This window comes from Alcanivorax sp. UBA3183, assembly GCF_002364155.1.
In the GTDB taxonomy this organism is placed as follows: domain Bacteria; phylum Pseudomonadota; class Gammaproteobacteria; order Pseudomonadales; family Alcanivoracaceae; genus Alcanivorax; species Alcanivorax jadensis.
Window position 1 is genome coordinate 22,058 of sequence record NZ_DEXN01000026.1, and the last position, 21,060, is coordinate 43,117.

Annotated in this window: 20 protein-coding genes; 10 read left to right on the plus strand and 10 right to left on the minus strand. The window is 58.6% G+C overall.

The features are described 5' to 3' along the window. Nucleotides 1–55: 55 nt before the first annotated feature. Both B3Q33_RS10405 and B3Q33_RS10410 read right to left on the minus strand, forming a co-directional pair. Nucleotides 56–1,288: a TolC family protein gene (locus B3Q33_RS10405; protein ID WP_035250551.1), complete on the minus strand. Its 1,233-nt coding sequence runs from the start codon at nt 1,286–1,288 to the stop codon at nt 56–58. A gap of 67 nt (nt 1,289–1,355) precedes the next feature. Further along, nucleotides 1,356–1,649, minus strand: coding sequence for a hypothetical protein (locus B3Q33_RS10410; RefSeq protein WP_035250560.1), 294 nt, complete (start codon nt 1,647–1,649; stop codon nt 1,356–1,358). Nucleotides 1,650–1,787: 138 nt separating this feature from the next. Here B3Q33_RS10410 and B3Q33_RS10415 point away from each other — a divergent pair, with 138 nt between their 5' ends. The 4 genes from B3Q33_RS10415 (at nt 1,788) to B3Q33_RS10430 (ending at nt 5,015) form a co-directional block, all read left to right on the plus strand. Next, a complete protein-coding gene (locus B3Q33_RS10415) occupies nt 1,788–2,210 on the plus strand; it encodes a PaaI family thioesterase (RefSeq protein ID WP_035250562.1) in 423 nt (140 codons plus the stop codon). Between the two features lie 191 nt (nt 2,211–2,401). Then, nucleotides 2,402–2,851, plus strand: a complete 450-nt coding sequence (locus B3Q33_RS10420) for a response regulator (RefSeq protein ID WP_035250564.1) — start codon at nt 2,402–2,404, stop codon at nt 2,849–2,851. 45 nt (nt 2,852–2,896) lie between these two features. Beyond that, entirely contained in the window at nt 2,897–4,342 is a 1,446-nt protein-coding gene (locus tag B3Q33_RS10425) for a PAS domain-containing sensor histidine kinase (protein WP_232222154.1), read from the plus strand. Next, nucleotides 4,332–5,015 carry a DUF6901 family protein gene (locus tag B3Q33_RS10430; RefSeq protein WP_272961646.1) on the plus strand — a complete coding sequence of 228 codons (684 nt, stop codon included), beginning with the start codon at nt 4,332–4,334 and terminating at the stop codon, nt 5,013–5,015. The genes B3Q33_RS10425 and B3Q33_RS10430 overlap by 11 nt, the downstream gene beginning before the upstream one ends. 22 nt (nt 5,016–5,037) lie before the next feature. On the opposite strand, the gene B3Q33_RS10435 is transcribed toward B3Q33_RS10430, so the two are convergent. Further along, the gene (locus B3Q33_RS10435) at nt 5,038–6,099 is read right to left on the minus strand and encodes a transporter substrate-binding domain-containing protein (protein ID WP_272961647.1); all 1,062 of its coding nucleotides are present in this window, start codon (nt 6,097–6,099) and stop codon (nt 5,038–5,040) included. A gap of 131 nt (nt 6,100–6,230) precedes the next feature. Between B3Q33_RS10435 and B3Q33_RS10440 the strand changes: the two genes are divergently transcribed. Continuing rightward, nucleotides 6,231–6,608, plus strand: a complete 378-nt coding sequence (locus tag B3Q33_RS10440; RefSeq protein WP_286827515.1) for a hypothetical protein — start codon at nt 6,231–6,233, stop codon at nt 6,606–6,608. Nucleotides 6,609–6,862: 254 nt separating this feature from the next. Here B3Q33_RS10440 and B3Q33_RS10445 read toward each other — a convergent pair whose 3' ends face one another. Further along, a complete protein-coding gene (locus B3Q33_RS10445; protein WP_273010266.1) occupies nt 6,863–9,940 on the minus strand; it encodes an efflux RND transporter permease subunit in 3,078 nt (1,025 codons plus the stop codon). 12 nt (nt 9,941–9,952) lie between these two features. Next, on the minus strand, nt 9,953–11,113 hold the full coding sequence (locus tag B3Q33_RS10450) for an efflux RND transporter periplasmic adaptor subunit (RefSeq protein WP_035250576.1): 1,161 nt from the start codon (nt 11,111–11,113) through the stop codon (nt 9,953–9,955). A gap of 123 nt (nt 11,114–11,236) precedes the next feature. Between B3Q33_RS10450 and B3Q33_RS10455 the strand changes: the two genes are divergently transcribed. Beyond that, nucleotides 11,237–11,884, plus strand: a complete 648-nt coding sequence (locus B3Q33_RS10455; RefSeq protein WP_035250578.1) for a TetR/AcrR family transcriptional regulator — start codon at nt 11,237–11,239, stop codon at nt 11,882–11,884. A gap of 210 nt (nt 11,885–12,094) precedes the next feature. On the opposite strand, the gene B3Q33_RS10460 is transcribed toward B3Q33_RS10455, so the two are convergent. The 5 genes from B3Q33_RS10460 to B3Q33_RS10480 form a co-directional block, all read right to left on the minus strand. Continuing rightward, complete coding sequence (locus tag B3Q33_RS10460; protein WP_272961656.1) at nt 12,095–12,775, minus strand: outer membrane beta-barrel protein; 681 nt, start codon at nt 12,773–12,775, stop codon at nt 12,095–12,097. A 395-nt stretch (nt 12,776–13,170) separates the two neighbouring features. Next, on the minus strand, nt 13,171–14,538 hold the full coding sequence (gene creD / locus B3Q33_RS10465; RefSeq protein WP_035250584.1) for a cell envelope integrity protein CreD: 1,368 nt from the start codon (nt 14,536–14,538) through the stop codon (nt 13,171–13,173). Between the two features lie 375 nt (nt 14,539–14,913). Then, nucleotides 14,914–16,329: a two-component system sensor histidine kinase CreC gene (creC, locus tag B3Q33_RS10470; RefSeq protein WP_273010264.1), complete on the minus strand. Its 1,416-nt coding sequence runs from the start codon at nt 16,327–16,329 to the stop codon at nt 14,914–14,916. A 6-nt stretch (nt 16,330–16,335) separates the two neighbouring features. After that, nucleotides 16,336–16,998 carry a two-component system response regulator CreB gene (gene creB / locus B3Q33_RS10475; RefSeq protein WP_272962231.1) on the minus strand — a complete coding sequence of 221 codons (663 nt, stop codon included), beginning with the start codon at nt 16,996–16,998 and terminating at the stop codon, nt 16,336–16,338. 87 nt (nt 16,999–17,085) lie between these two features. Then, nucleotides 17,086–17,529 carry a GAF domain-containing protein gene (locus tag B3Q33_RS10480; RefSeq protein WP_273010263.1) on the minus strand — a complete coding sequence of 148 codons (444 nt, stop codon included), beginning with the start codon at nt 17,527–17,529 and terminating at the stop codon, nt 17,086–17,088. Between the two features lie 118 nt (nt 17,530–17,647). On the opposite strand from B3Q33_RS10480, the gene B3Q33_RS10485 reads away from it, so the two are divergent. The 4 genes from B3Q33_RS10485 to B3Q33_RS10500 all read left to right on the plus strand — a co-directional run bounded on the left by B3Q33_RS10485 (nt 17,648) and on the right by B3Q33_RS10500 (nt 20,973). Continuing rightward, entirely contained in the window at nt 17,648–18,265 is a 618-nt protein-coding gene (locus B3Q33_RS10485) for a TetR/AcrR family transcriptional regulator (RefSeq protein ID WP_273010262.1), read from the plus strand. Between the two features lie 93 nt (nt 18,266–18,358). After that, nucleotides 18,359–19,324 (plus strand): NAD(P)H-dependent flavin oxidoreductase, encoded by a 966-nt coding sequence (locus tag B3Q33_RS10490; RefSeq protein ID WP_035250597.1) that lies wholly within the window; start codon nt 18,359–18,361, stop codon nt 19,322–19,324. Nucleotides 19,325–19,336: 12 nt separating this feature from the next. Beyond that, nucleotides 19,337–19,720, plus strand: a complete 384-nt coding sequence (locus tag B3Q33_RS10495) for a nuclear transport factor 2 family protein (RefSeq protein WP_273010261.1) — start codon at nt 19,337–19,339, stop codon at nt 19,718–19,720. 146 nt (nt 19,721–19,866) lie between these two features. Continuing rightward, complete coding sequence (locus tag B3Q33_RS10500) at nt 19,867–20,973, plus strand: YheT family hydrolase (RefSeq protein WP_273010260.1); 1,107 nt, start codon at nt 19,867–19,869, stop codon at nt 20,971–20,973. Nucleotides 20,974–21,060 lie beyond the last annotated feature (87 nt).

A 21,060-nucleotide genomic window follows, 5' to 3' on the forward strand; every position in this document is an offset into this window, starting at 1 on the left:
GCGCCTCAAGTGGCGCTCCTACAGCAATTGTTAAGGTCAGTCGTAACCTGATGGATTAGTTCGCCAGCTGATTCAGCCAGTCGTTGAGCTGGGCACTTTCCCGGAGCCATCGGACCCAAGCCTGTTGCATGGCTTCGCGCAGGGCGATACCGGACAGGCGGGTATCGAGACGCTGGTTAAGGGCCTGCAGGTAGTTCTGGGTGGTGAGCTCGCCTTGTTGCCAGACCCTTTCCAGCAGTGCGTCGCTGCGGGCCAGGGTGTCGCCGGTCAGTTGCTGCCAGGTTTGCCAGCGCTCACGACGCTGCTGGTAATCGCGCAGGGCACCGTCCAGGCGGGCGGCGATATCGGCGCGGGTTTTCTCCAGCAGGGCACGGCGGGCGTCGCTGTCGGCCAAGGCGGCCTGGTAGCCGGCTTTGCCGGTATTGAACAGTTTCAGGGGCAGGCTGATGTCCACGCCCCACAGGTTATCGTCGCCTTCCTTGCCGACACTGACACCCAGGGTGGGATCGGCCCGGCGCTGCCGGCCCGCCACGGTGGCGTCCTGCTCGGCCAGCGCCAGCTGCTGCTGGGCCAGACGCAGATCGAAGCTGGCCGGCAAGCGTTGTGAGGCATCGGTACTGACGGCAACCGCCTGCCAATGGCGAGCCGCCGGTAGAGGTTGGCCCGGCTGGGCACTGGCCAACACCTGCCGCAGCCGGGTGGCGGCAGCGGTGGCGTCACTTTCCGCTTGCGCCAGGGTCTGCTGGGCCTGGGCCAGCGATAGCCAGGCCAGCTGTGCATCCACCTGCCCCAGGTCACCGGCCTGTTCGCGGCGGCGTATCAGCTCGCTGAGTGCAGACAGCTGCTGTTCCTGTTGTCGGGTGGCCGCCAGGCGGGTACGGGCGGCATCGAATGCCACCAGGGCATTGAGGCTGTCGGCCAGCAGGCTGGCGCGGGCCTTATCGGCGCGCAGTTGTGCCAGGGTGTCGCGTACCACTACCGCATCGCGGCGGGCGCGGGCCTTGCCGGACCAGTCCAGGGTCTGGCTGAGGCCCACGGTTCTGGTGGTGTCGGCACTGTCTTCATAGCCGATGTTCAGTTCCGGGTTATAGAGCGGCTGGGCCGCATCGCGGTTTTCCGCCATCCAGCGCTCCTGCTCGGCATTGATGGCCCGACTGGCGGGCAGGCGGTTGAGTTGTTGCTGCAGCCAGCCGGCCCACTGGCCGGGGGGTGTTTCTGCCTGCGCGCCGGTGGCGCATAGCAGCAGTAGCAGTGCGCAACGGCGCACTACTGCGGACAGACTTTCCATGGGAAAGCTCCTGATCGATTATCCGAAATCTGTCGCGCTCAGGCGCGACACGGGGTCGGGAAAACGATCAGGCGATGGGAGGGCGGAACGGATTGTCAGCCGGGGCATCCGGCAAGGGAGGGCGCAGCGCCAGCACCCGGGCCGGCGGTGCGGGCAACCGTGCGGGGGCGCAATCCGCGCTGGCCATGAAACCATGGCACTGGCAGCAGTGATCACCACCGGCATCGAGCACATCCAGCTGAGCGGGAGCGGCGTCGAGCTGCTCCATGGCCACGTCGGCATCGTGCTCATGATGCATGGCATCAAGCACCAGCACGTGTGTGCAGATGATCAGCAACAATGTCCAGACCAGTGCTTTCATGGTGCCAGCCGTGGGTTAAGGGGGTTCTACTCTGCGACTAGTGAAGACCCCGGTCAAGGGATTTAGTTTCATTCGGTCATTCACAGCCCGCATCGCACGAGGCAGAGTAATAGCCCCCTTTACCTGACGAGAGAGACCATGAGCCGCCTGGAAGAAGTCCATGATTCCGTTCTTGCCCACCCCCTGCATAGCGCCTGCGAGCTGGAATTGCTGAGCGCCGGCGAAGGCCGCAGCGAGGTGCGTTTTGCGGTGAACGATTTCACTGCCAATCCCATGGGCGCCCTTCACGGCGGCATTGTCTATGCACTGATGGACGTGGCCTGTTTTTTTGCGGTGGTGCCGTCGCTGTCCGAAGATCAGCAGCCAGTCACCGTCGAAACGCACAGCAGCGTCCTGCGTGCCGCCATGAAGGGCGAAAGTGTGGTCATCCGCGCCCGGCTGGATCGACTGGGCCGCACCCTGGCAGCCATGCGCGCGGAAGCCCTGGCGGTGAATGCCAGCGGCGAAGAGCGGCTGATTGCCACCGGCTCGGTGACCAAGGCCATTACCACTGTCCGCTAGCGACGATTTTCCGAAATCGGGACATCCCTGACCAACGGCAGAACAGGCAGCATGACTGGGACACAGCACGGCCTGCCATCAATTGTCAGCACCGACACCGGCGAGTATCGTCAAAGATGACGGCCCGGCGCAGCCTCCCCCAATGCATTATTTAGCACTGCGCCCACAAGGCCAAGGATGAGGATCGCGATATGTATCAGGTCATGCTTGTCGATGATGAGGATTACATCCTCAAGGCCCTGAAGCGCACCATCAACGCGTACACCGACTGGGACGTGGAAACCTACCAGGATCCACGAGAAGCCTTACGTCGGGCACGCACTACCGTTTTTGACGCGGTCATTACCGATTACATGATGCCGGAGATCAACGGCCTGGAGCTGTTGCAGGAACTGCGCGATATCCAGCCGGATACCATCCGCATCCTGCTCACTGGCGTGATTGATATTGAAACCGTCATGTCCGCTATCAACAAGGCCGGCGCATTCCGTTTTATTCCCAAACCCTGGGATGACGAACAACTACTCGACAATATTCGTGAAGGACTGAAGTTCCGGGATATTCTTCTGGAAAATCGCATCCTGGCGGAAACCGTTCGCGAACAGAAAAAAACCCTGCGCAGTCTTGGCTATGAAAGCTGATCACGGCTAGCCAAATACGGGAAGGCGTTTTCCATGGAAAGCATCATGAACAAAACCGATATCGGTTTCGGCATGGAGGCACAAGGACTGTTCCTGGTCTCCTCCACTGTCATTCTCCTTATCATTATCTTCTTTCTCTATAAAACCTATCGCACTTCCATCAATGTGGAAGCCAAGCTGTCCGAGTTCGCCTCCCTGACAGACAACCGTTTCGGGCGCAAAATGCATCTGATCGAGGTCAATGCGGACGAATACAAGCTCAACAAAAGTTTGCTTGGGCCTCTGGCACGTATCATTGATGAATACTGTGTGCTGACCACAGACAGCCAGGGCACCATCACGTTTGCCAATGGCAAGTTCCTGTCACTCAGCGGCCATACCTTTTCCCATCTGGTCAGCAAAAACGAAAGCATCAATCATCCACAAGGCCATGACAGCTGCCTCCCCATCATGCAGTGCAAGCATGCGGAGAACGGTGTCTGGAATGGCGAGGTCTGCAATCAGCGCGCGGATGGCAGCCTTTACTGGATGAACATGTTCCTGTTCCCGCTTTCCTATATTTCGGATGAGGACGATGGCTACATTTACTTCGGCACGAACATTACCGATATCAAGACAGAGAACAATCAGCTGATCCAGGAGGTCAAGGAGAAGGACCAGAAACTAAGCCATGTGGAAACCATGCTACTGCACTCTGAAAAAATGGCATCCCTGGGCACTATCTCTGCGGGCATTGCTCATGAAATCAACAACCCGATTGCCATGCTGTCATCCAACCTGAATCGCTCTCGGGAATATATGGATGCCATGTCGAAAGTGATCAGCGGTCTGCAGAAACGCATCAGCGAAGAGAAATTCGAGCAGTTTCTTCAGGCTGAGACCAAACTGAAAATTGATCACAAGAAACTTCGCTTTATTCTGGAAGACCACCCCGCGCTGATTGATGAAACCAGCGAGGGCATTGAGCGCATCAAGCAGATCATCCGCGACTTGAAAAACTTCTCTCACAATCAGCCGGAATTCTTTTCACCTACCAACATTGCCACCTGCATCGCCACGTCGCTGAATCTGGCCAAGCACGAGCTGAAAAACCGTATCAATGTCACCCATACCAACCTGGAAACCCTGCCATTGATTCCTGGCTCGGAAAGCCAGCTTTCACAGGTTTTCATGAACCTGTTCGTGAATGCGGCACAGGCTATAGAGGGCAAAGGCACCATCACCATTACCGCGGACTATGACGATCAGTGGTGCACCTTGAAGGTGGCCGATGACGGGCCCGGCATAGCCAGCGAGACGCTGGAGCAGATCTTCGAGCCTTTCTACACCACCAAACCCATCGGCAAGGGAACCGGGCTGGGGCTGTCGATTTGTCATGACATCATTCGCCATCATGGCGGCGCCATGACCGTGGAAAGCCACCCAGGTACGGGTACGGCTTTCTTTATCAAGCTGCCACTGAAACAGTCTGAAAAAGTTCATGCAGCCTGATTATGTGTACACCCTCACCACTCCTGAAGGCGAGCAACAACGCATTGCCATCGAACTTGTCGATGACACCGTTTCCATCCCGTACAGTTTCACGCCCCCTGCCTGGGCAGAACTGACTTACCAGCAGTGCAGCCACTGCCCCCTGGACAAAGAGACACATCGCTATTGCCCCATCGCGCTCAACCTGGCTTTTCTGCTGCCGGAGTCTGCGCTGGGTGACTCTTTTCAGCCGGTTTCCGTGCAGGTAGAGACTCCACAGCGGCAGTACAATCAGACCAGCACTCTACAACGGGCACTCAGTTCTCTGTTTGGTCTGATTTGCGGTCTCAGCGACTGTCCACACACACGCTTCCTGCGCCCCATGGCCCGATTCCATCTGCCACTCAGCACCGAAACTGAAACCCTGGTACGCACTGCCAGCCTGTACCTGCTGCAACAGCATTTGAGCCAGCGCCAGCAGAGTGGCACTTCACTGGCCGATCTCAACGCCCGTTATGCGGCCCTCAATGAATTGAATCGCTGCTTTACCAAACGTTTGCGCGGTAAACGCCAGTCCGATGCGCCAATCAATGCACTAATACTGCTGCATGTGACCGCGCGGGAAATGCACTGGAATCTGGAAGAGGAGCTGGCCAGTCTGGCGCCGCTGTTTCGGGATGACAGCGACGCCTGAAGGCTCGGGAAGACGGGGAGGACTACTGGTCGGCACCAAGGTAACGGTTCAGCACCAACCGCCATTCCTGGGAAGGCAGGATATCGAGCATGGCCTGGTCGATGGGCTCACGCAGTTGGCTGCCATTGGCCACTGCGAACGCATAGCTTTCCTCTCGGACCAGTTTGGGTAACACCAGCACCTGGGAAGTATCTCGCTCGCGCAGCATGTAGCGCATCACCGGGGCATCAGCGACCAGAGCATCCACTTCACCGAGCACTACCGCACGCATAGCCTTTTCCAGATTTGGATAGCTGCGGTAGCTTAGCCCTTCACCCACCAGCCATTGCTCACCGCTGGTGGCGTCCACCACGGCCGTTTCCACTCTGGGCAAGTCGCCAGCACCCGCTACCCGGGTCTGCAACTGATTGACCGTAACACTGGACGCAATGGCAGCCGTAAAACCGGAAATGGTAATGATGCTGACAAACATCCACACCAGACCGATAGCCCGCCCGGCTGTACTCACCGGTGCCTTGTCGCCATAACCTACCGTGGTCATGGTTACCGCCGACCACCAGAAACCACTGCCAATGCCCTGGCCTGCGGAACCGCCAAACTGTTCCGGGTTTTTCTTGCGTTCGAACAACCACACCAGAAATCCCACCAGCAACAACACCAGCCCGAGCGCCAGCACAGCAGATAAGAATTTCCAGGAAAACAGCCCGCGCAGGGTGGTCATCCAGCCACTGGCTTCCGTACGGGTGGCGATGCCGAGCCCGCCCCGATACATGGGCTGGGTGAAATCCAGCCGCCGCTCCCGGTCGCCGGTGACGCTGATGGCACCGATGGCCACATCCGCCTGACCCAGTTCCACCGCTTCGATCATGTCGGCTACTGTCTTGTAGGGGCGAAAGCGGTATTCATAACCGGCCTGCTCTGCGATCTGTTCCCACAGCTCGACGCTGACACCATCCCAGCGATCACCATTCTGAAAACTGAATGGGGGCGAGGCCTTTACCGCCACAGTGAGTGGTGCGGCACTAGCAGACGCTACCCACACGCACAGGCAAGCCATCAGCAAAACACGTATTCTTGTTCTCACAGAGATCCCTCCACTTCATACACGATGCCATGCCTGACCGACTGAAATATCCTATTGTTGTGCTGCTGGCCGGCACGCTGTCTTTACCGCAGGGTAGCGGGGCCCATGGCTTTCTGCCAGACGAGATACCCATGGCAGCAGGCACGGCACTGCGAAAGCCAGTGGATTTACCCATCCTGGCGGCGAGTTTTTACAATTCCTGGACGCCAGCCCACCTGGATATCCCGCATCAACACAGTGTGCGGTTACGCCTGACAAACCTCAGTGATGATTGGCACCTGTTTGCTTTGGGAGATGACACAGCTCTTCGCGACCAGGATCTGATCCACAAGTTGATGCCGGATCTGCGCAAGGATTACCCCAACACCCGCCTGAGCGAGCCGGGCACGACGGTAACCTTGCCATGGCGATTTGACCGGGAAGGACTATTCAGCCTGCGCTGTGTACGGGCGTCGCATCAGGCTCGGAGTGAGGCTCTGACTATCGAGGTATCGCCGCGCGCTCACTGATTTATGTAGGAGCGAGCGGAGCAACCGCCAAGATGGGAGCGAAGTGCATAACCCCGAAACCTGAAAAAACAGGCACAGAGTTCACAGAGAAAAACCTGCCTTTCCTCTGTGAACTCTGTGCCCTCTGTGGTGGAAACGCTTTTGATCCTGGTCTTATATGGCACCGCGAGCAACGCTCCTACAGCAGTGTTTTTTCCAAAAAAAAGCCCCGGCAGTACCGGGGCAAGGGGAAGCCGGTGATAACCGGCATTTCATCAGCGTTCGTTGTGTGTAGCGGGGGCGTGTTCTTCCTTGACGCGGAACCAGGCGGCATAGAGTGCAGGCAGAAACAGCAGGGTCAATGCCGTTGCCACGATCAAGCCGCCCATGATGGCTACCGCCATGGGGCCGAAGAAAACGCTGCGTGACAGCGGGATCATGGCCAGTACAGCGGTCAGGGCGGTGAGTACGATGGGACGGAAACGGCGCACGGTGGATTCGATGATGGCATCCCAGGTGCTGAGCCCCTGGTCCATATCCTGGCCAATCTGGTCCACCAGAATCACCGCATTGCGCATGATCATGCCAGCCAACGCAATGGTGCCGAGCATGGCCACAAAACCGAACGGCTTCTGGAAAATCAGCAGGAAGAAGGTCACCCCGATCAACCCCAGCGGTGCGGTGATAAACACCATTAGCGATAACGGCATGCTGCGCAGTTGCAGCATCAGCAAAGTGATCACCACAAGGATGAATAACGGCATACCGGCATTCACTGATTTCTGCCCGCGAGCGGATTCCTCCACGGTGCCGCCCACTTCCAGCAGGTAGCCCGGTGGCAGATCGGCACGTACCCCTTCCAGTTGCGGCATGATCTGGCTGACCAGGGTGGCCGGCAGGGCATCGTCCTTCACGTCGGCGAGAATGGTCACCGTCGGGAGACGGTCGCGATGCCAGATAATGCCTTCCTCGAAACCGTACTCCAGGGTGGCAATCTGGTTCAGCGGTACGCTGCGGCCGCTGTCGGTCTGTACCGCCAGGTTGCCGAGCAGTCCCAGGGCATGGCGTTCGTGGCTGTCGCCGCGCACTTCCACATTGATCAGCTCGTTATCTTCCCGGTACTGACTCACTGCCACACCCGACAGGGAAGCCTGCAGGGCAGTGGAGAGCTCTGCAGTCGTGATGCCCAGCGTTCGTGCACGATTCTGGTCCACGTTCAGGCGCACCACCTTGCTGGGCTCTTCCCAATCCAGATGCACGTTCTGGGTGTGAGGATTATCGCGCACATGCTCTGCCACCCGCCGGGCCAGTTCACGAACCTGGGGAATGTGCTCCCCGGAGACCCGGAACTGCAATGGATAGCCCACCGGCGGGCCGTTTTCCAGCCGCGCCACACGGGTACGGACCATGGGGAAATCCCGGTTAAGGATCTCTTCCAACCAATCCATCACCTGTTCCCGTTCCTCGATATTGCGCGTCAGAATAACGAACTGGGCCACCGAAGCCGCCGGCAGTTTCTGGTCCAGGGACAGGTAATAACGGGGGGAACCACTGCCCATGTAACCCACGTAGTTTTCTATCAACTCATTCTCAGCAAGCATGGCTTCCAGACGAAGGGCTTGCTCCTGGGTGGCGGTGAGCGAGGCACCCTCCTCCAGCTTCATGTCTACCATCAGTTCCAGCCGACTGGACGACGGGAAGAATTGCTGGGGCACCAGGCTGAACAACAGTAGGGAAAACACGAAGATCCCCACGGTCAGACCGATAACGGTTTTGCGGTAGCGCACGCACCACTCCACCACGTTACGAAAGCGCTGGTAGAAGGGTTTCTGATAAGGGTCGTGCACGTCGCCACTGGCATCGCGTTTCGCCAGGTTCGGCAGCAGCTTCTCACCCAGATAGGGCACAAATACCACCGCCGTAATCCAGGAAGCCAGCAGCGCAATGGTCACCACCTGAAAAATCGAGCGGGTGTATTCCCCGGTGCTGGATTGTGCGGTGGCAATAGGCAGAAAGCCGGCAGCGGTAATCAGGGTGCCGGTGAGCATGGGAAAGGCGGTACTTTTCCAGGCAAAACCAGCGGCCTTGATACGGCTGAAGCCCTGCTCCATTTTAATCGCCATCATTTCCACGGCGATGATGGCGTCATCCACCATCAGGCCCAGCGCCAACACCAACGCGCCCAGAGAAATCTTGTGCAGGCCGATGTCGAAATACTTCATCGACACGAACGTCATGGCCAACACCAGCGGGATGGACAGGGCCACTACCATGCCGGTACGCCACCCCAGCGAGAAAAAACTCACCAGCAGCACGATCACCAACGCTTCTATCAGTACCTGAACAAATTCACCGACGCCGGCTTCCACCGCCGCCGGCTGGTCGGAGACCTTGCGAAGCTCCATACCCAGCGGCAACGATAGCTGTAGTTCCCGGAAAGCCTGGTCCAGATTTTCGCCGAGGGCGAGTATGTCGCCGCCTTCTTTCATGGACACGGCAATACCAATGGCATTCTCGCCCATGAATCGCATGCGCGGCTGGGGCGGATCGCTGAAACCACGATAAACGGAGGCAATATCACCCAGTTTGATGGTGCGGTTGTCCACCTGGATGGGGAAGTGACGAATGTCTTCCACGCTGGTGAATTCTCCAGACACCCGCAGGCGCACCCGACTGCTTGGGGTTTCAAAGAAACCCGCGTCGGCCACCGCATTCTGCGACTGCAACGCCTGCTGCACGGTGACCAGGGGAATGCCCAGGGACGCCAGCTTGGTGTTGGAAATTTCCACCCAGATCTTTTCGTCCTGCAGGCCGACCAGCTCCACCTTGCCCACATCGTCCACCCGCTGCAGGGCCAGCTGCAGGCGGTCGGCGTAGTCTTTCATGATGGCGTAGTCGAAACCCGGGCCGGTGAGGGCGTAAATATTGCCGAAGGTGGTGCCGAATTCGTCGTTAAAGAAAGGCCCGCGCGCATCCTGGGGCAGGGTATGGCGAATATCACCCACCTTCTTGCGCACCTGGTACCACAGGTCCTTGATCTCCTTGGAGCGCATTTCGTCACGAGCCATAAACATGACCAGCGACTCACCCGGGCGGGAGTAGGACGTGATGCGCTCGAAGTCACCGGTTTCCATCAACTTCTTTTCGATACGCTCAGTGATCTGCCGGGAGACTTCTTCAGCGCTGGCGCCGGGCCACTGGGTATTGATGGTCATCAGCTTGAAGGTGAACGGCGGGTCTTCGCTCTGCCCCAGGCTGGCATAGGAGATCGCTCCCATGACGCCGAGAAGAAGCATGGCGTAGAGCACCAGAGCGCGGTTCTTCAGCGCCCATTCCGAGAGATTGAATGACATGGTGGTACTCCCCTATTCGCTCTCGGTCTCGGCGTCGACATCCGTTTCCGGGCCAGCCGAGTCAGCACTCGCCAGCTCGATCTGTCGGTTCTGGCGATCCACGGGGATCACCGTTTGCCCTTCACGCAACAGATGGGTGCCTGCCGCTACCACCCAGGCATCCGCCGACAAGCCGGACAGTACCGGTACGGTTTCCGCGCTATAGGGGCCGGTTTCCACGGGGGTTTTCACCAGCGAGGTGTCATCGGGATTCACCACCCACACATAGCGCTGGTCCCCTTCCGCAGTGACGGCCGGCAGGGGGAGGGTGAGCACGCCATTACCGGCAACACCACTTGCCACCACCCGTGCCGACTGGCCCAGGTCTGCGCCCACATCATCGTTGTCGAAGGCCACCCGGGCTTCAAAGGTCCGCGAACGCGGGTCCGCCGACGGGGACAGCTCCCGCAGGGTGCCGGGGAACACCTTGCCCTTGCGTGACCACAGCTCGATAGCCACCGGCATGCCGATCACGAAACGACCTACGTCCTGCTCCGGCAGGTCGATACGCACTTCCCGGTCTCCATCGACCGCCAGCACAAACACTGGCTGCCCGGCAGCGACCACCTGGCCGGCTTCCGCCCGGCGCTGGGCGATCACCCCATCCTGGGGCGCTTGCAAGGTGGCGTAGTCAGTCTGGTTGCGGGCCACATTCAGGTTGGCGCGGGCCTGGCGCAACTGAGCCTGGGCTGCATCGAAACGACTCTCTACCGCGTCGTACTGGGAGCGGCTGATGACCTGGCGTTCCAGCAGCGCCTGATGGCGATCCAGCTCGGTGCGGGCCAGCTTGTGGTCCGCCTGGGCGGAGGCAAAACGGGCACGGGCCGCATCCAGCTGCAGGTTCACATCATCGGTATCGAGGGTGGCCAGCACATCGCCCTTGCTGACGCGATCGCCCACATCCACCTTGCGCTGGCTGATCTTGCCGGCAATACGAAAGCCCAGCTCCGGCTCGTAGCGGGCGCGGACTTCGCCGGGGAAAACATCCTGACTGGCCCCGGCGGTCAGCGGCTGGACCACCAGCGCCGGACGCGGCGCTTCGGTTTTCCCTGACTCTGCATCGGAGCAACCCTGCAGGCCGAGAGCCCCCACGGCTCCGACAATCAGCCCCGATATCAACAATGAACGAAACATGGCAGCTACCCTCTAGCCTTGCTAACCCGTGTATACCTCGAAAGCCACCGACGGCGACCTTTCCAGTATGCTATACTGTCCGGTATAGTAATTTTATTAAACTGAACCGTCCAGTATTGAAATATGACCGAGATGACAGACACCTCAGCCCCTGCCGCCCGTGGCCGCCCCAAGGATCCAGCCAAGCGTGCTGCCATTCTGAATTCCGCCAAGAAACTCTTTGTTTCCCAGGGGTTTGCCGGCACAAGCATGGATGCGGTGGCCAAGGAGGCCCAAGTCTCCAAACTGACGGTTTATAGCCATTTCAGCGACAAGGAAACGTTATTTTCCGCGGCTATCGAAGCGAAATGCCAGAATATGCTGCCGGTGCCGATCTTTGAGCTGGACGAAAACCAGCCTCTACGCACTACCCTCACCAAGATCGGCCTGGCTTTTCTCGAGCTGATCCACAGCCCGGATGTCGTGGCGCTGCAACGGCTGATGAACAGTCAGGCTACCCAGGACCCGGAAATGTCCCGGTTGTTTTTCGAGGCGGGCCCGCTACGCACCCTCACCGCCATGGAAAATCTGATCCGCAGCGCCAATGCCTCCGGTCAGCTTGACGTCAGTGACCCCAAGCAGGCATCGGAAAACTTCTTTGCCCTGTTGCAGGGCTGCCAGCACATGCGGGTGATGATCGGCTATCAGCCGCCGATGACTGCCAGCGAAGCTCAGCCCCATGCGGAACAGGTGGTGAGTTTGTTTTTGCAGGCGTACGGGACAGGCAGTTAAGAGTTAGTAGTTCGCGGAATGGTCCCTGCTGGCACTGAAAACAAAGAGGCCGCGTTCCTGGATGGAGCGCGGCCTCTTTTTTAAAACCAAAAAGACACTCGATCACTAAACTGGTGAAATAAAATTATCCGTTGAATGATAAAGATAGAAGTATTTTTCCTGGAGTAAGAAGAAAAACGGGATCCGAAAGCGGATCCCGGGTCAGGATGATCAGAAGGATTTCCTTACACCAATGGAGAAGTGATCGTAATCCACGTCAACCTTGGTATTGCCAACCTCGGCTTCGTGACTCGCATCCACATAACCCAGCACCAGTTCAGGCGCATCCGGTGCAAATGCAATAGCCACATCCAGACCTAGCAATTCCGGATCAATATCAACACTACCCGGTCCCACGCTAGCATCAGTATCGGTATCGCCCATATTGTACCAAAGGGATGCTGTCACCATATCAAAGTTGGCCCGAGCACCCACTTCAAAGCCGAACCCTTCGCCTGCAAAACTTGTCAGAGTGGGGCGACTAAAGCCTACTGCGCCATAGAGATCCACCACATCGGCAAGCGGAAAATGTGCGCCCACGCCAATAAATGTCATGTCATTTAGCGCAGTATTCTCAACACCGGTAAGACCGGCGCCCTGATCATCGTCATAGTCCAGCGACAGATGCCGCCCCAGGACCATGACATAATCACCCACTTCAAAACCGCCTTGCAGCCCAAAACCCTGCTGAAGGTCTAATGAGTCCGACAATCCTCCACGGCTAACTTCCGAGTCACCGGATAGAACATAGTCGAACTGCACGTAATTGAAAGAAGGCACTTCAGCCATGGCAGTCTGGCTGATGGCACCGGCAAGCGCGGCAATCGCAAACACTGAAATTTTCTTATTCATGACTTTCTCCCTGATTAATATAAGTGAACCAAGGCCATCCTGAGCCCGTTCATGGACTCCCTTGGTCCGCGTTAAGTAGCAACCCAATTGTAAAAAAACCGCAATATTCACAAGATTGCCTTTGGATCGGCGTTGATTAATGGATTTCTCGTTATCAAAAGGGCCCAACAGGCCTATGCAAACCACAACATTTAGAGTGATTGAGTGCTTTCAGCATTTCCCTGCCGCGTCTGCGTGCGCCCAGCTGCCACCAGATAAGGCCCAGCCACAACAACGCATCCCTGTCCTCAACATTACTGGCCAAGGCCTGCTGGGACAGGCGCAGAGCCCGTTCCAGCAAGCCGCGACGAATAGCGGGGAAACGTCGGCTGGCACGCAGTAAGCGTGCAATGCGGCTACTGCTCATGCCGATCATCCTGGTCGCTTTTTGCTTTCGCCATGGCCTTGCCGGGGACGGCAAAGGCATACCAGTCAAGGTTTCGGGTAACAACCATAACCAGGGTCAGGGCAGCAAACAGCAACAGGGCACCGAGTAACAGGGCATAGTCTTCCGCCATCAGGATGCCGTAGATCAGGCCCTGCACCAGCAGCAAACTGATGGCAAAGATCCAGCCTGCTTTCGGTGATCGCAGTACGGCCATCAGGTAGACGCCGATCAGGGCACAGCAGGATAGCGCCGCCACCAGGTAGGCCAGGGCAAAATCAATATGCTCGCTTAACGCCACCAGCAACAGATAGAACATGGCCAGCGCCAGCCCCACCAACAGGTACTGCATGGCGTGTAACGGGTAGCGGCGCAATATTTCGAACAGGAAAAAGGCAGCAAACGTCAGCCCGACAATCAGGTAGCTGTACTTCAAGGCCCGCTCGCTCGACAGCAAACCGGTTACCGGCTGCACCAGTCTTACCCGGAGTGCCTGACTGGCATCACCGCAGGCACCGTCACCCCGGGCACAGAGAATGGCACTGGCCGCTGCCAGGCTGTTGGTGCGCCACTGGCTGGTGAAGCCGTCCGCATTGATCTCTCTTTCTACCGGTAATACCAGCCCTTCGAAGCTGGGATGCGGCCAGTCTGCGCGCAAGCCGATGCGGGTTTCCTTGGCCAGCGGCAAGGCAGCCAAGGATTCCGTACCGTTCAGGTTCAGGCGCACCTTGACGGTAAAGGCACCGGCCAGTTCATCGGGCAATTGCACTGCCACCGCGTTCGCGCCCAGCCCCGACGGCAACTGTTCGGTTTCCACCAACGGCAGAGGCACATCGTTAACCAGAATTTGCGGACGCTCCACCAGACCACGCAGATCACTGATCTGCAGCACCAGCAACGATGGCCGCGACGCCAAGACTTGCTCCGGCTGTTTGATTTTCTGCCAATTGGCCGGAAACACCGCTTCCAGATGTAACAGGCTGCGATAGACCGGCGTTCCGTAGATGCCCCGGTAACGCATCTGCGTCTGTAGCTGGCCATCCACATTCAGCACATCGGGAATCTGGCTTTCCAGTACGGTGCGTTTTTCCACCACGGTACAGCTGTCGCCGCGACGACAGTCCGCCTTCTCCACCAGTTGTTTGCGAACCCGCTGGGTCACAATCACCGGGCCACTGATCTGCTGCTCGCCACTGACCTGCCGGGCGATTTGTTGTTTTACCTGCCAGGCTTCCTGGCTGCGGTCGATAACCTTGTCCTGGATCATCAACAGGGGGATCACCAGCACCAGGAGCAGGCCGGCAATGGTGAGCATCTTCAATAACAGGTTGGGTCGCATGGTTCCTCTCCCTCATATGGAGAGGCCAGTGTGCGAAGTCAGCTTGGGGGTTTTGTGGGGATTGTGTGGGGGAAGATAGCTACAAGCTTCAAACTGCGAGCCACAAAGAGAATCAAATCCAGACCTGGCCGTAGGAGCCCCTCTTGAGGGGCCAAATAGAATGCAATGGAAGCGCCAAGCAGGTGCCCGTCTATTCTGTGAAGAGCTGTCGAGCGATAAAAGCGCCTGATCGTCCTGCGGGCGATTTCCGCACAAGCGCGGTTCGCGGCTCAAGCGCCGCTCCTACGAATATCCCCTGTAGGAGTCTACTTGCAGACGAATCGGGTGTTCTCTGCGATCAAAGTGGTTCGCTTGCAAGCAAGCCCCTAGAGGAGGTTAGTGCTCTTGTTGGGGGATGGTCAGGGTGGAGCGGACGCCGTTGTCGGTGTTGGCCAGTGCCAGACTGCCGCCGTGCAGGCTGGCGATTTCGTTCACCATGGCCAGGCCCAGGCCGGAGCTTTTGTCGTGGCCTGGGGCGGGCAGGGAGTAAAAGCGTTCGGTAACGCGGTCCAGGGCGTAGTCGGGGATGGCCGGGCCGATGTTTTCCACGGTCAGGGCGTTGCCTTCAACGTGTACTGTGAGTGTGGTTTCCGCATTGGCAAAACGCAGGGCGTTGTCCAGCAGGTTGAACAACGCTAACGTCAGCGTTTCCTCTTCCGCTTGCAGAGTGCCGTCGTTGACACTGACGTGCAGATGTTTGTCCGCTAACAACCCATAGCGGCTGCGCCGCCACTCTTCCACCAGCGTGGCGATATTGACGCGACGCTTGCGGGCCGGCAGGCTTTCCAGTTTTTCCAGCCTGGCCATGGCCAACAACCGATCGAGTAGATCACAAAGCCGCTGACTTTCATGGATCACGTTATCGGTGAAACGCGTCAGTGACGGGTCGCTGATTTCATCGTGGAGAATTTCCCCGGCACCGCGAATGGCCGCCAGCGGGCTTTTCATTTCATGGGTCAGCAGGCTCACGTTATCTTCCAATCGCGCCCGCTCTTCCAGGCGACGCCGCATGGCGGTAACCGCATGCGCCAGATCACGGATTTCATCGCTACCCCGAAACACTGGCGGCGCCGGGCGTTCGTTGTTGGCCACCGCCTCCGCATAACGGCGCAAGCGATTGACCCGACGGCTTAGCCACCAGGCCAGCAGCACACCTACCACCAGACAGCCGAACAGGGCCAGACCGCCATACAGCATCAGATGACGCTCTGCCTGCTGCACAAAAGGCTCGATGGCCCGGCCCGGTTTGCCCAGGCTGATCACGCCGACCAGGCTGCCGCCATCGCGGATCGGCGCGGCCACATACATCACCGAGGTGGATGGGTCCTCAGGGTCCGTGCGGGTGGTGCGCGCTCCGTAGCGCCCCTGCAGGGTCAGGTGCACATCGTTCCAGCGGGAAAAATCCTCGCCTTCATCTTTTCCTCTGGAGTCGAACAGCACCACACCGGTGGGGCCTGTGATATAGATATGGGTATGAATGCGATCTTTTTTCAGACCCCAGATATCCGCATCCGGGGTACGGCCGGCATAACGATTGAGTGCCTGGCGCAGGGACGGGGTAATCACGATCTCGCCGTTATCCGCATCCTCAGCAACGATTTCCGCCAGCAGGTTGGCCGCGTCCACCAGGGTTTCTTCGGCGGACTGGCGCACCAGCGGCTTGGCCTGGCCGAACACCAGATCCAGCACGAACCAGCCCACCAGCCCGAGAATCAGGAAGTAGAACACCAGTAAGCGCTGCCCGAGTTTCATCTGTTTTTAACTCTCAAGGTAGTAGCCGATACCGCGACGGGTGGCGATAAGACTCTCGCCGTCCAGCGGCCGTAATTTCGCGCGCAGGGTCTTGATATGGGTATCCACACTGCGCTCGAAGCTGTCTTCATCGCTGTCGCAGATATCCAGTAACTGCGCGCGGGTGAATACCTGCCCGGGGTGTTTCAGCAGGGCGGAAAGAATACGAAATTCGGAACGGGTCAACATCAGCGCAGCACCCCGGAACAGGATCCTCGCTGCGGCCTCATCCAGTTGCCACAGACTGGTAGAACTATCATCGGCGCGCGGGGAAAGCCGCTTAAGGATGGCACGGATACGTGCCACCACTTCGCGAGGGCTGAAAGGCTTGATCACGTAATCATCGCCGCCCAGTTCCAGGCCGAGGATACGATCCACTTCATCCTGACGGGCGGTGAGAAACAATACCGGTACCTGGCTGGTTTGCCGCAATTGCTTGAGCACCTCGAAGCCGTTCAGGTCTGGCAGGCCCACGTCCAGCACCACCAGATCAAAGACCTGAGTGACCAGACAATCCAGCGCTTCCTGACCAAGCAGCACATGGTCCACCGCGAAATGTTCGCGCTCCAGCGCAAACATCAATGGCTCCGCGATGCGTGGTTCATCGTCCACAATCAAGATTCGACTCACAGCCACCCCCTCCCAAGACCATCGCATCATAACCACAGAGGACAGTCAGCCCAAGGAAAGGGCGCATGGATCATCACAATGGCGTCATCAGGAGGCCTGCCGGACGGCCAGTTTCAATGCCTCCAGCAGATCCTTGCCGGCACTATGCAGCTCGCGGATATCCTTCAGGAAAAAAGTCTTCTTCGCTTCCGTCTGCACCACCAACACCCCGTAAAGCCGACCGTCTTGTTCCAGGGGAATACCCAGATAGCTCTGAAAACGTTCCTCACCGGAGCCGGGCACATAGTGATATTCATCGTGTGCCTTGATGTCACGGGCCACCACCGGCCCTCGACTGCGGGCCACCTTGCCGGTAAGCCCCTGCTGGAACGACAGCGTGGCGCCCCGCGCTTTCTGGTTGAGGCCACTGGTGGCAACTATCACCAGAATTTCCCGGATCTCATCCGCCTGGTAGAGACTACATACCGGCACATCCAGACGGTTCTTTACCGCATCCACGCGGGCCTGCATAAAATCGGGAGGTAGAGGCACGAGACACCTTATATCGCATTCCGGAGTTACCAGGCTCATTCAATTTATGTGCCGGTTTCGGCTGCAAGGCTGACTTCGTTTACACTGTAAGCCCAAATCCCCGCCCCGGAGCTCCAGCTTGGCGAAGAAGCCCAAAACCGACGAAGAAATTGCCGCTTTCCGCGACAAGGTCTGTGATGTGGCCACCCGGCTGTTTATCGAGCGGGGGCCGCAGAATGTGACCATGCGTCAGATCGCCAGCACCCTCGGGGTCAGCCCGATGACTCCCTACCGCTATTTCCAGGACAAGGACGAGATCCTTGCCACCGTGCGCGCAGAAGCCTTCCACCGCTTTTCCGCCAACCTGGAAAAGGCGGTGCAGCAGGCCCCGGATGCCCGCGCCAAGGCCCGGGCGGTGGGCGATGCCTATGTGGCCTTTGCCAAGACCTACCCGGCGGCCTATCAGCTGATTTTCTCGTTCACCCAACCCGACGAAGAGCGTTACCCGGAGCTGCGTCAGGCCAATCTCCGTGCCCAGGAAACCATGGTGGCCTACGTGCGCGAAATGATTGACGCCGGGCTGCTGGAAGGGGACGCCCAGCTGATCGGCTATATGTTCTGGGCCACCCTGCACGGCATCGTGGTGCTGGAGCTGGCCAGCGGCCTGCGCGGCATGGATGGTGACACCCTGCGCGAGAAAATCATGCGCACCTTGTATGCGGGTATGCGCGTTAATCCCCCTACCCTGGAGCATTGACCGATTCGCTCAGCGGCCTGGGCCGGCAAGACTTGACCTTTAACTTATACAGTGTAAATTTTACAGGGTAAATCAATTATTGGAGGACCCATCATGTCCCTGCCCGCTTCCATTGCTGACCGCCTGCGCCTGCCCGTGATGGGCTCACCCCTGTTCATTATTTCCAACCCGGATCTGGTGCTGGCCCAGTGCAAGGCCGGCATCATCGGCTCCTTCCCTTCCCTGAATGCCCGTCCTTTATCGCAACTGGACGAGTGGCTGCACCGCATTACCGAGGAGCTAGCCGCCTGGGACCGGGATCACCCTGACCAACCCGCGGCCCCCTTTGCGGTCAACCAGATCGTGCATCGCTCCAACGACCGCCTGGAGAAAGATCTGGAGCTGTGTGAGAAGTACAAGGTGCCGATGGTGATCACCTCACTGGGCGCCCGCGTGGAAGTGAACCAGGCAGTGCACGGTTGGGGCGGCCTGGTGATGCACGATGTGATCAACGATCGCTTCGGTCGCAAGGCCGTCGAAAAAGGGGCCGACGGCCTCATCGCGGTCGCCGCTGGCGCCGGTGGCCATGCCGGCACCCAGTCCCCCTTTGCCCTGATTCAGGAACTGCGCACCTGGTTTGATGGCCCGCTGGCCCTGTCCGGGTCCATCGCCAATGGTCGCAGCGTGCTGGCCGCCCAGGCCATGGGTGCCGACCTGGCTTATATCGGCTCCATGTTCATTGCCACCGAAGAAGCCAATGCGGCCCAGGGCTACAAGCAGATGATCGTGGACAGTCGTGCGGACGATATCGTCTACAGCAACCTGTTCACCGGAGTGCATGGTAACTACCTGGCACCCTCCATCATCAACGCGGGCATGGACCCCAACGACCTGCCGGAAAGCGACCCGTCTGCGATGAACTTCGGTTCCGGCGGCGATTCCGACAAGAAAGCCTGGAAAGATATCTGGGGCTGCGGCCAGGGCATCGGGGCAGTGGACGCTATCCAGGGTGCCGGCGACGCCATCGCCCGGCTGGCAGACGAATACGAGCAGGCCCGCCGCGCACTGAATGCAGCCTGAAGGAGATAACCCATGGCGAATATTGATGCCTGGCACGCAGTGGTGAAAACCCGCGATCCGCAATTACTCAGTGATCTGATTGCCGACGAAGCCGTGTTCCACTCTCCGCTGGTACATACCCCGCAAGCCGGCAAGGTACTGACCACCGCCTATCTGACCGCGGCCCTGCACGTACTGCTGAACGACAGCTTCCGTTACGTGCGTGAAGTGCATGACGGCGAGCATTCGGTGCTGGAGTTCGCCCTGGAACTGGACGGCATCGCCGTCAACGGGGTGGACATGATCCAGTGGGACGCAGACGGAAAAATTCTGGACTTCAAGGTGATGATCCGTCCCTACAAAGCCATTGAGGTGGTGCGTACCCGCATGGCGGCCATGCTGGAAACTCTGAAATAGCGACACCTTTCACGACGCAAGCGCCTGATCCAATGTGGGAGCGGCGCTTCGACCGTGATTAGCGGATATGGCCATGGCTGGATACACTGAATGGACCATTCCGCAACCTGGACACCGTCACTTCCCATCGCATGGAGCGCCGCCCCGTGACTCTCTTTATTGTCGTTCTGCTGGCCAGCCTTGCGGTGGCGTATTACCTGAAAACCGCCGCGCGCAAACCGCAGCTTGTCTACCGCGATACCGGCTTTAACCGGAATATGCTGGCTCGACTGCCGCAGCTGTCGCAACGGTTTTTCCCCACACCCTGGCTGTTCAATACACATCTGCAGCTGATAGTGCTCGGGCTGAAAAAAGCCTTTTCTCCGGCACTGGATTATTCCCACACCGATATTCTCACCATGCGCGACGGCGGCACCACCTCGCTGGATTGGGTCGGCCTGGATACCCCCACCGACACCCCCACCTTGCTGGTCCTGCATACCATTACCGGTTCACCGAAAAGCATGCGCGAGTTGGTAAGGGATCTGCATCAGCAAACGGGCTGGCGGGTGGTAGTCTGCACCCGGCGCGGCCACGGCGATCTGCCATTGACTGCACCGCGCATCAACACCATGGGCGACACCGATGACTTGCGCGAACAGATCGCCGCCATCCAGCAACGCTATCCGCAGTCTCCTTTGTACGCCGTTGGCATTTCGGCGGGTTCCGGGCTACTGGTCCGCTACCTGGGTGAAGAAGGAGAAAGCGCCCCGTTTCGCGGCGCCATGGCCTATTGCCCCGGCTACAACATTGAGGTGGCCTTCCGCCGTGCCCGGCAACCCTACAACCGCATGATGGCCCGCAAACTGGCGCGCACCTTTGTCACCGCCAATGCCGAGGCATTCAGAAAACTGCAAAGCTATGACGCCTGTGCCAGCGCCCCGGACCTGCATGCGTTCCATGCCAACCTCCATGAAATGGCCGGTTACCATAGCCACGCCGATTTTCTGGAAGCCAGCAATCCCATGATGGTCATGAAGCGAATCAGCATCCCTTTGCTGGTGCTGAACGCGGAAGACGATCCGGTGTGTGTGATCGGCAATGTGCGCGAATACGAATCGCTGGTGCGCGAACTGCCTCGCACCCTGCTGGTGATTACCCGCAGGGGAAGTCACTGCGCCTACTTTGAAGGCTTGCGGCCACGAAGCTGGGCCAACCGGTTGATCGCGAATTTCTTGCTGAATCTGGAGAAGAATCCCGGCCTGAATCCGTGATGGCGAAGCATCAGACCAGGACTTCTTCTATTCGTAAAAACCCGCCGTATTCCAGGACGCAGGGTGCACTGAGCCTAAGGCGAACTG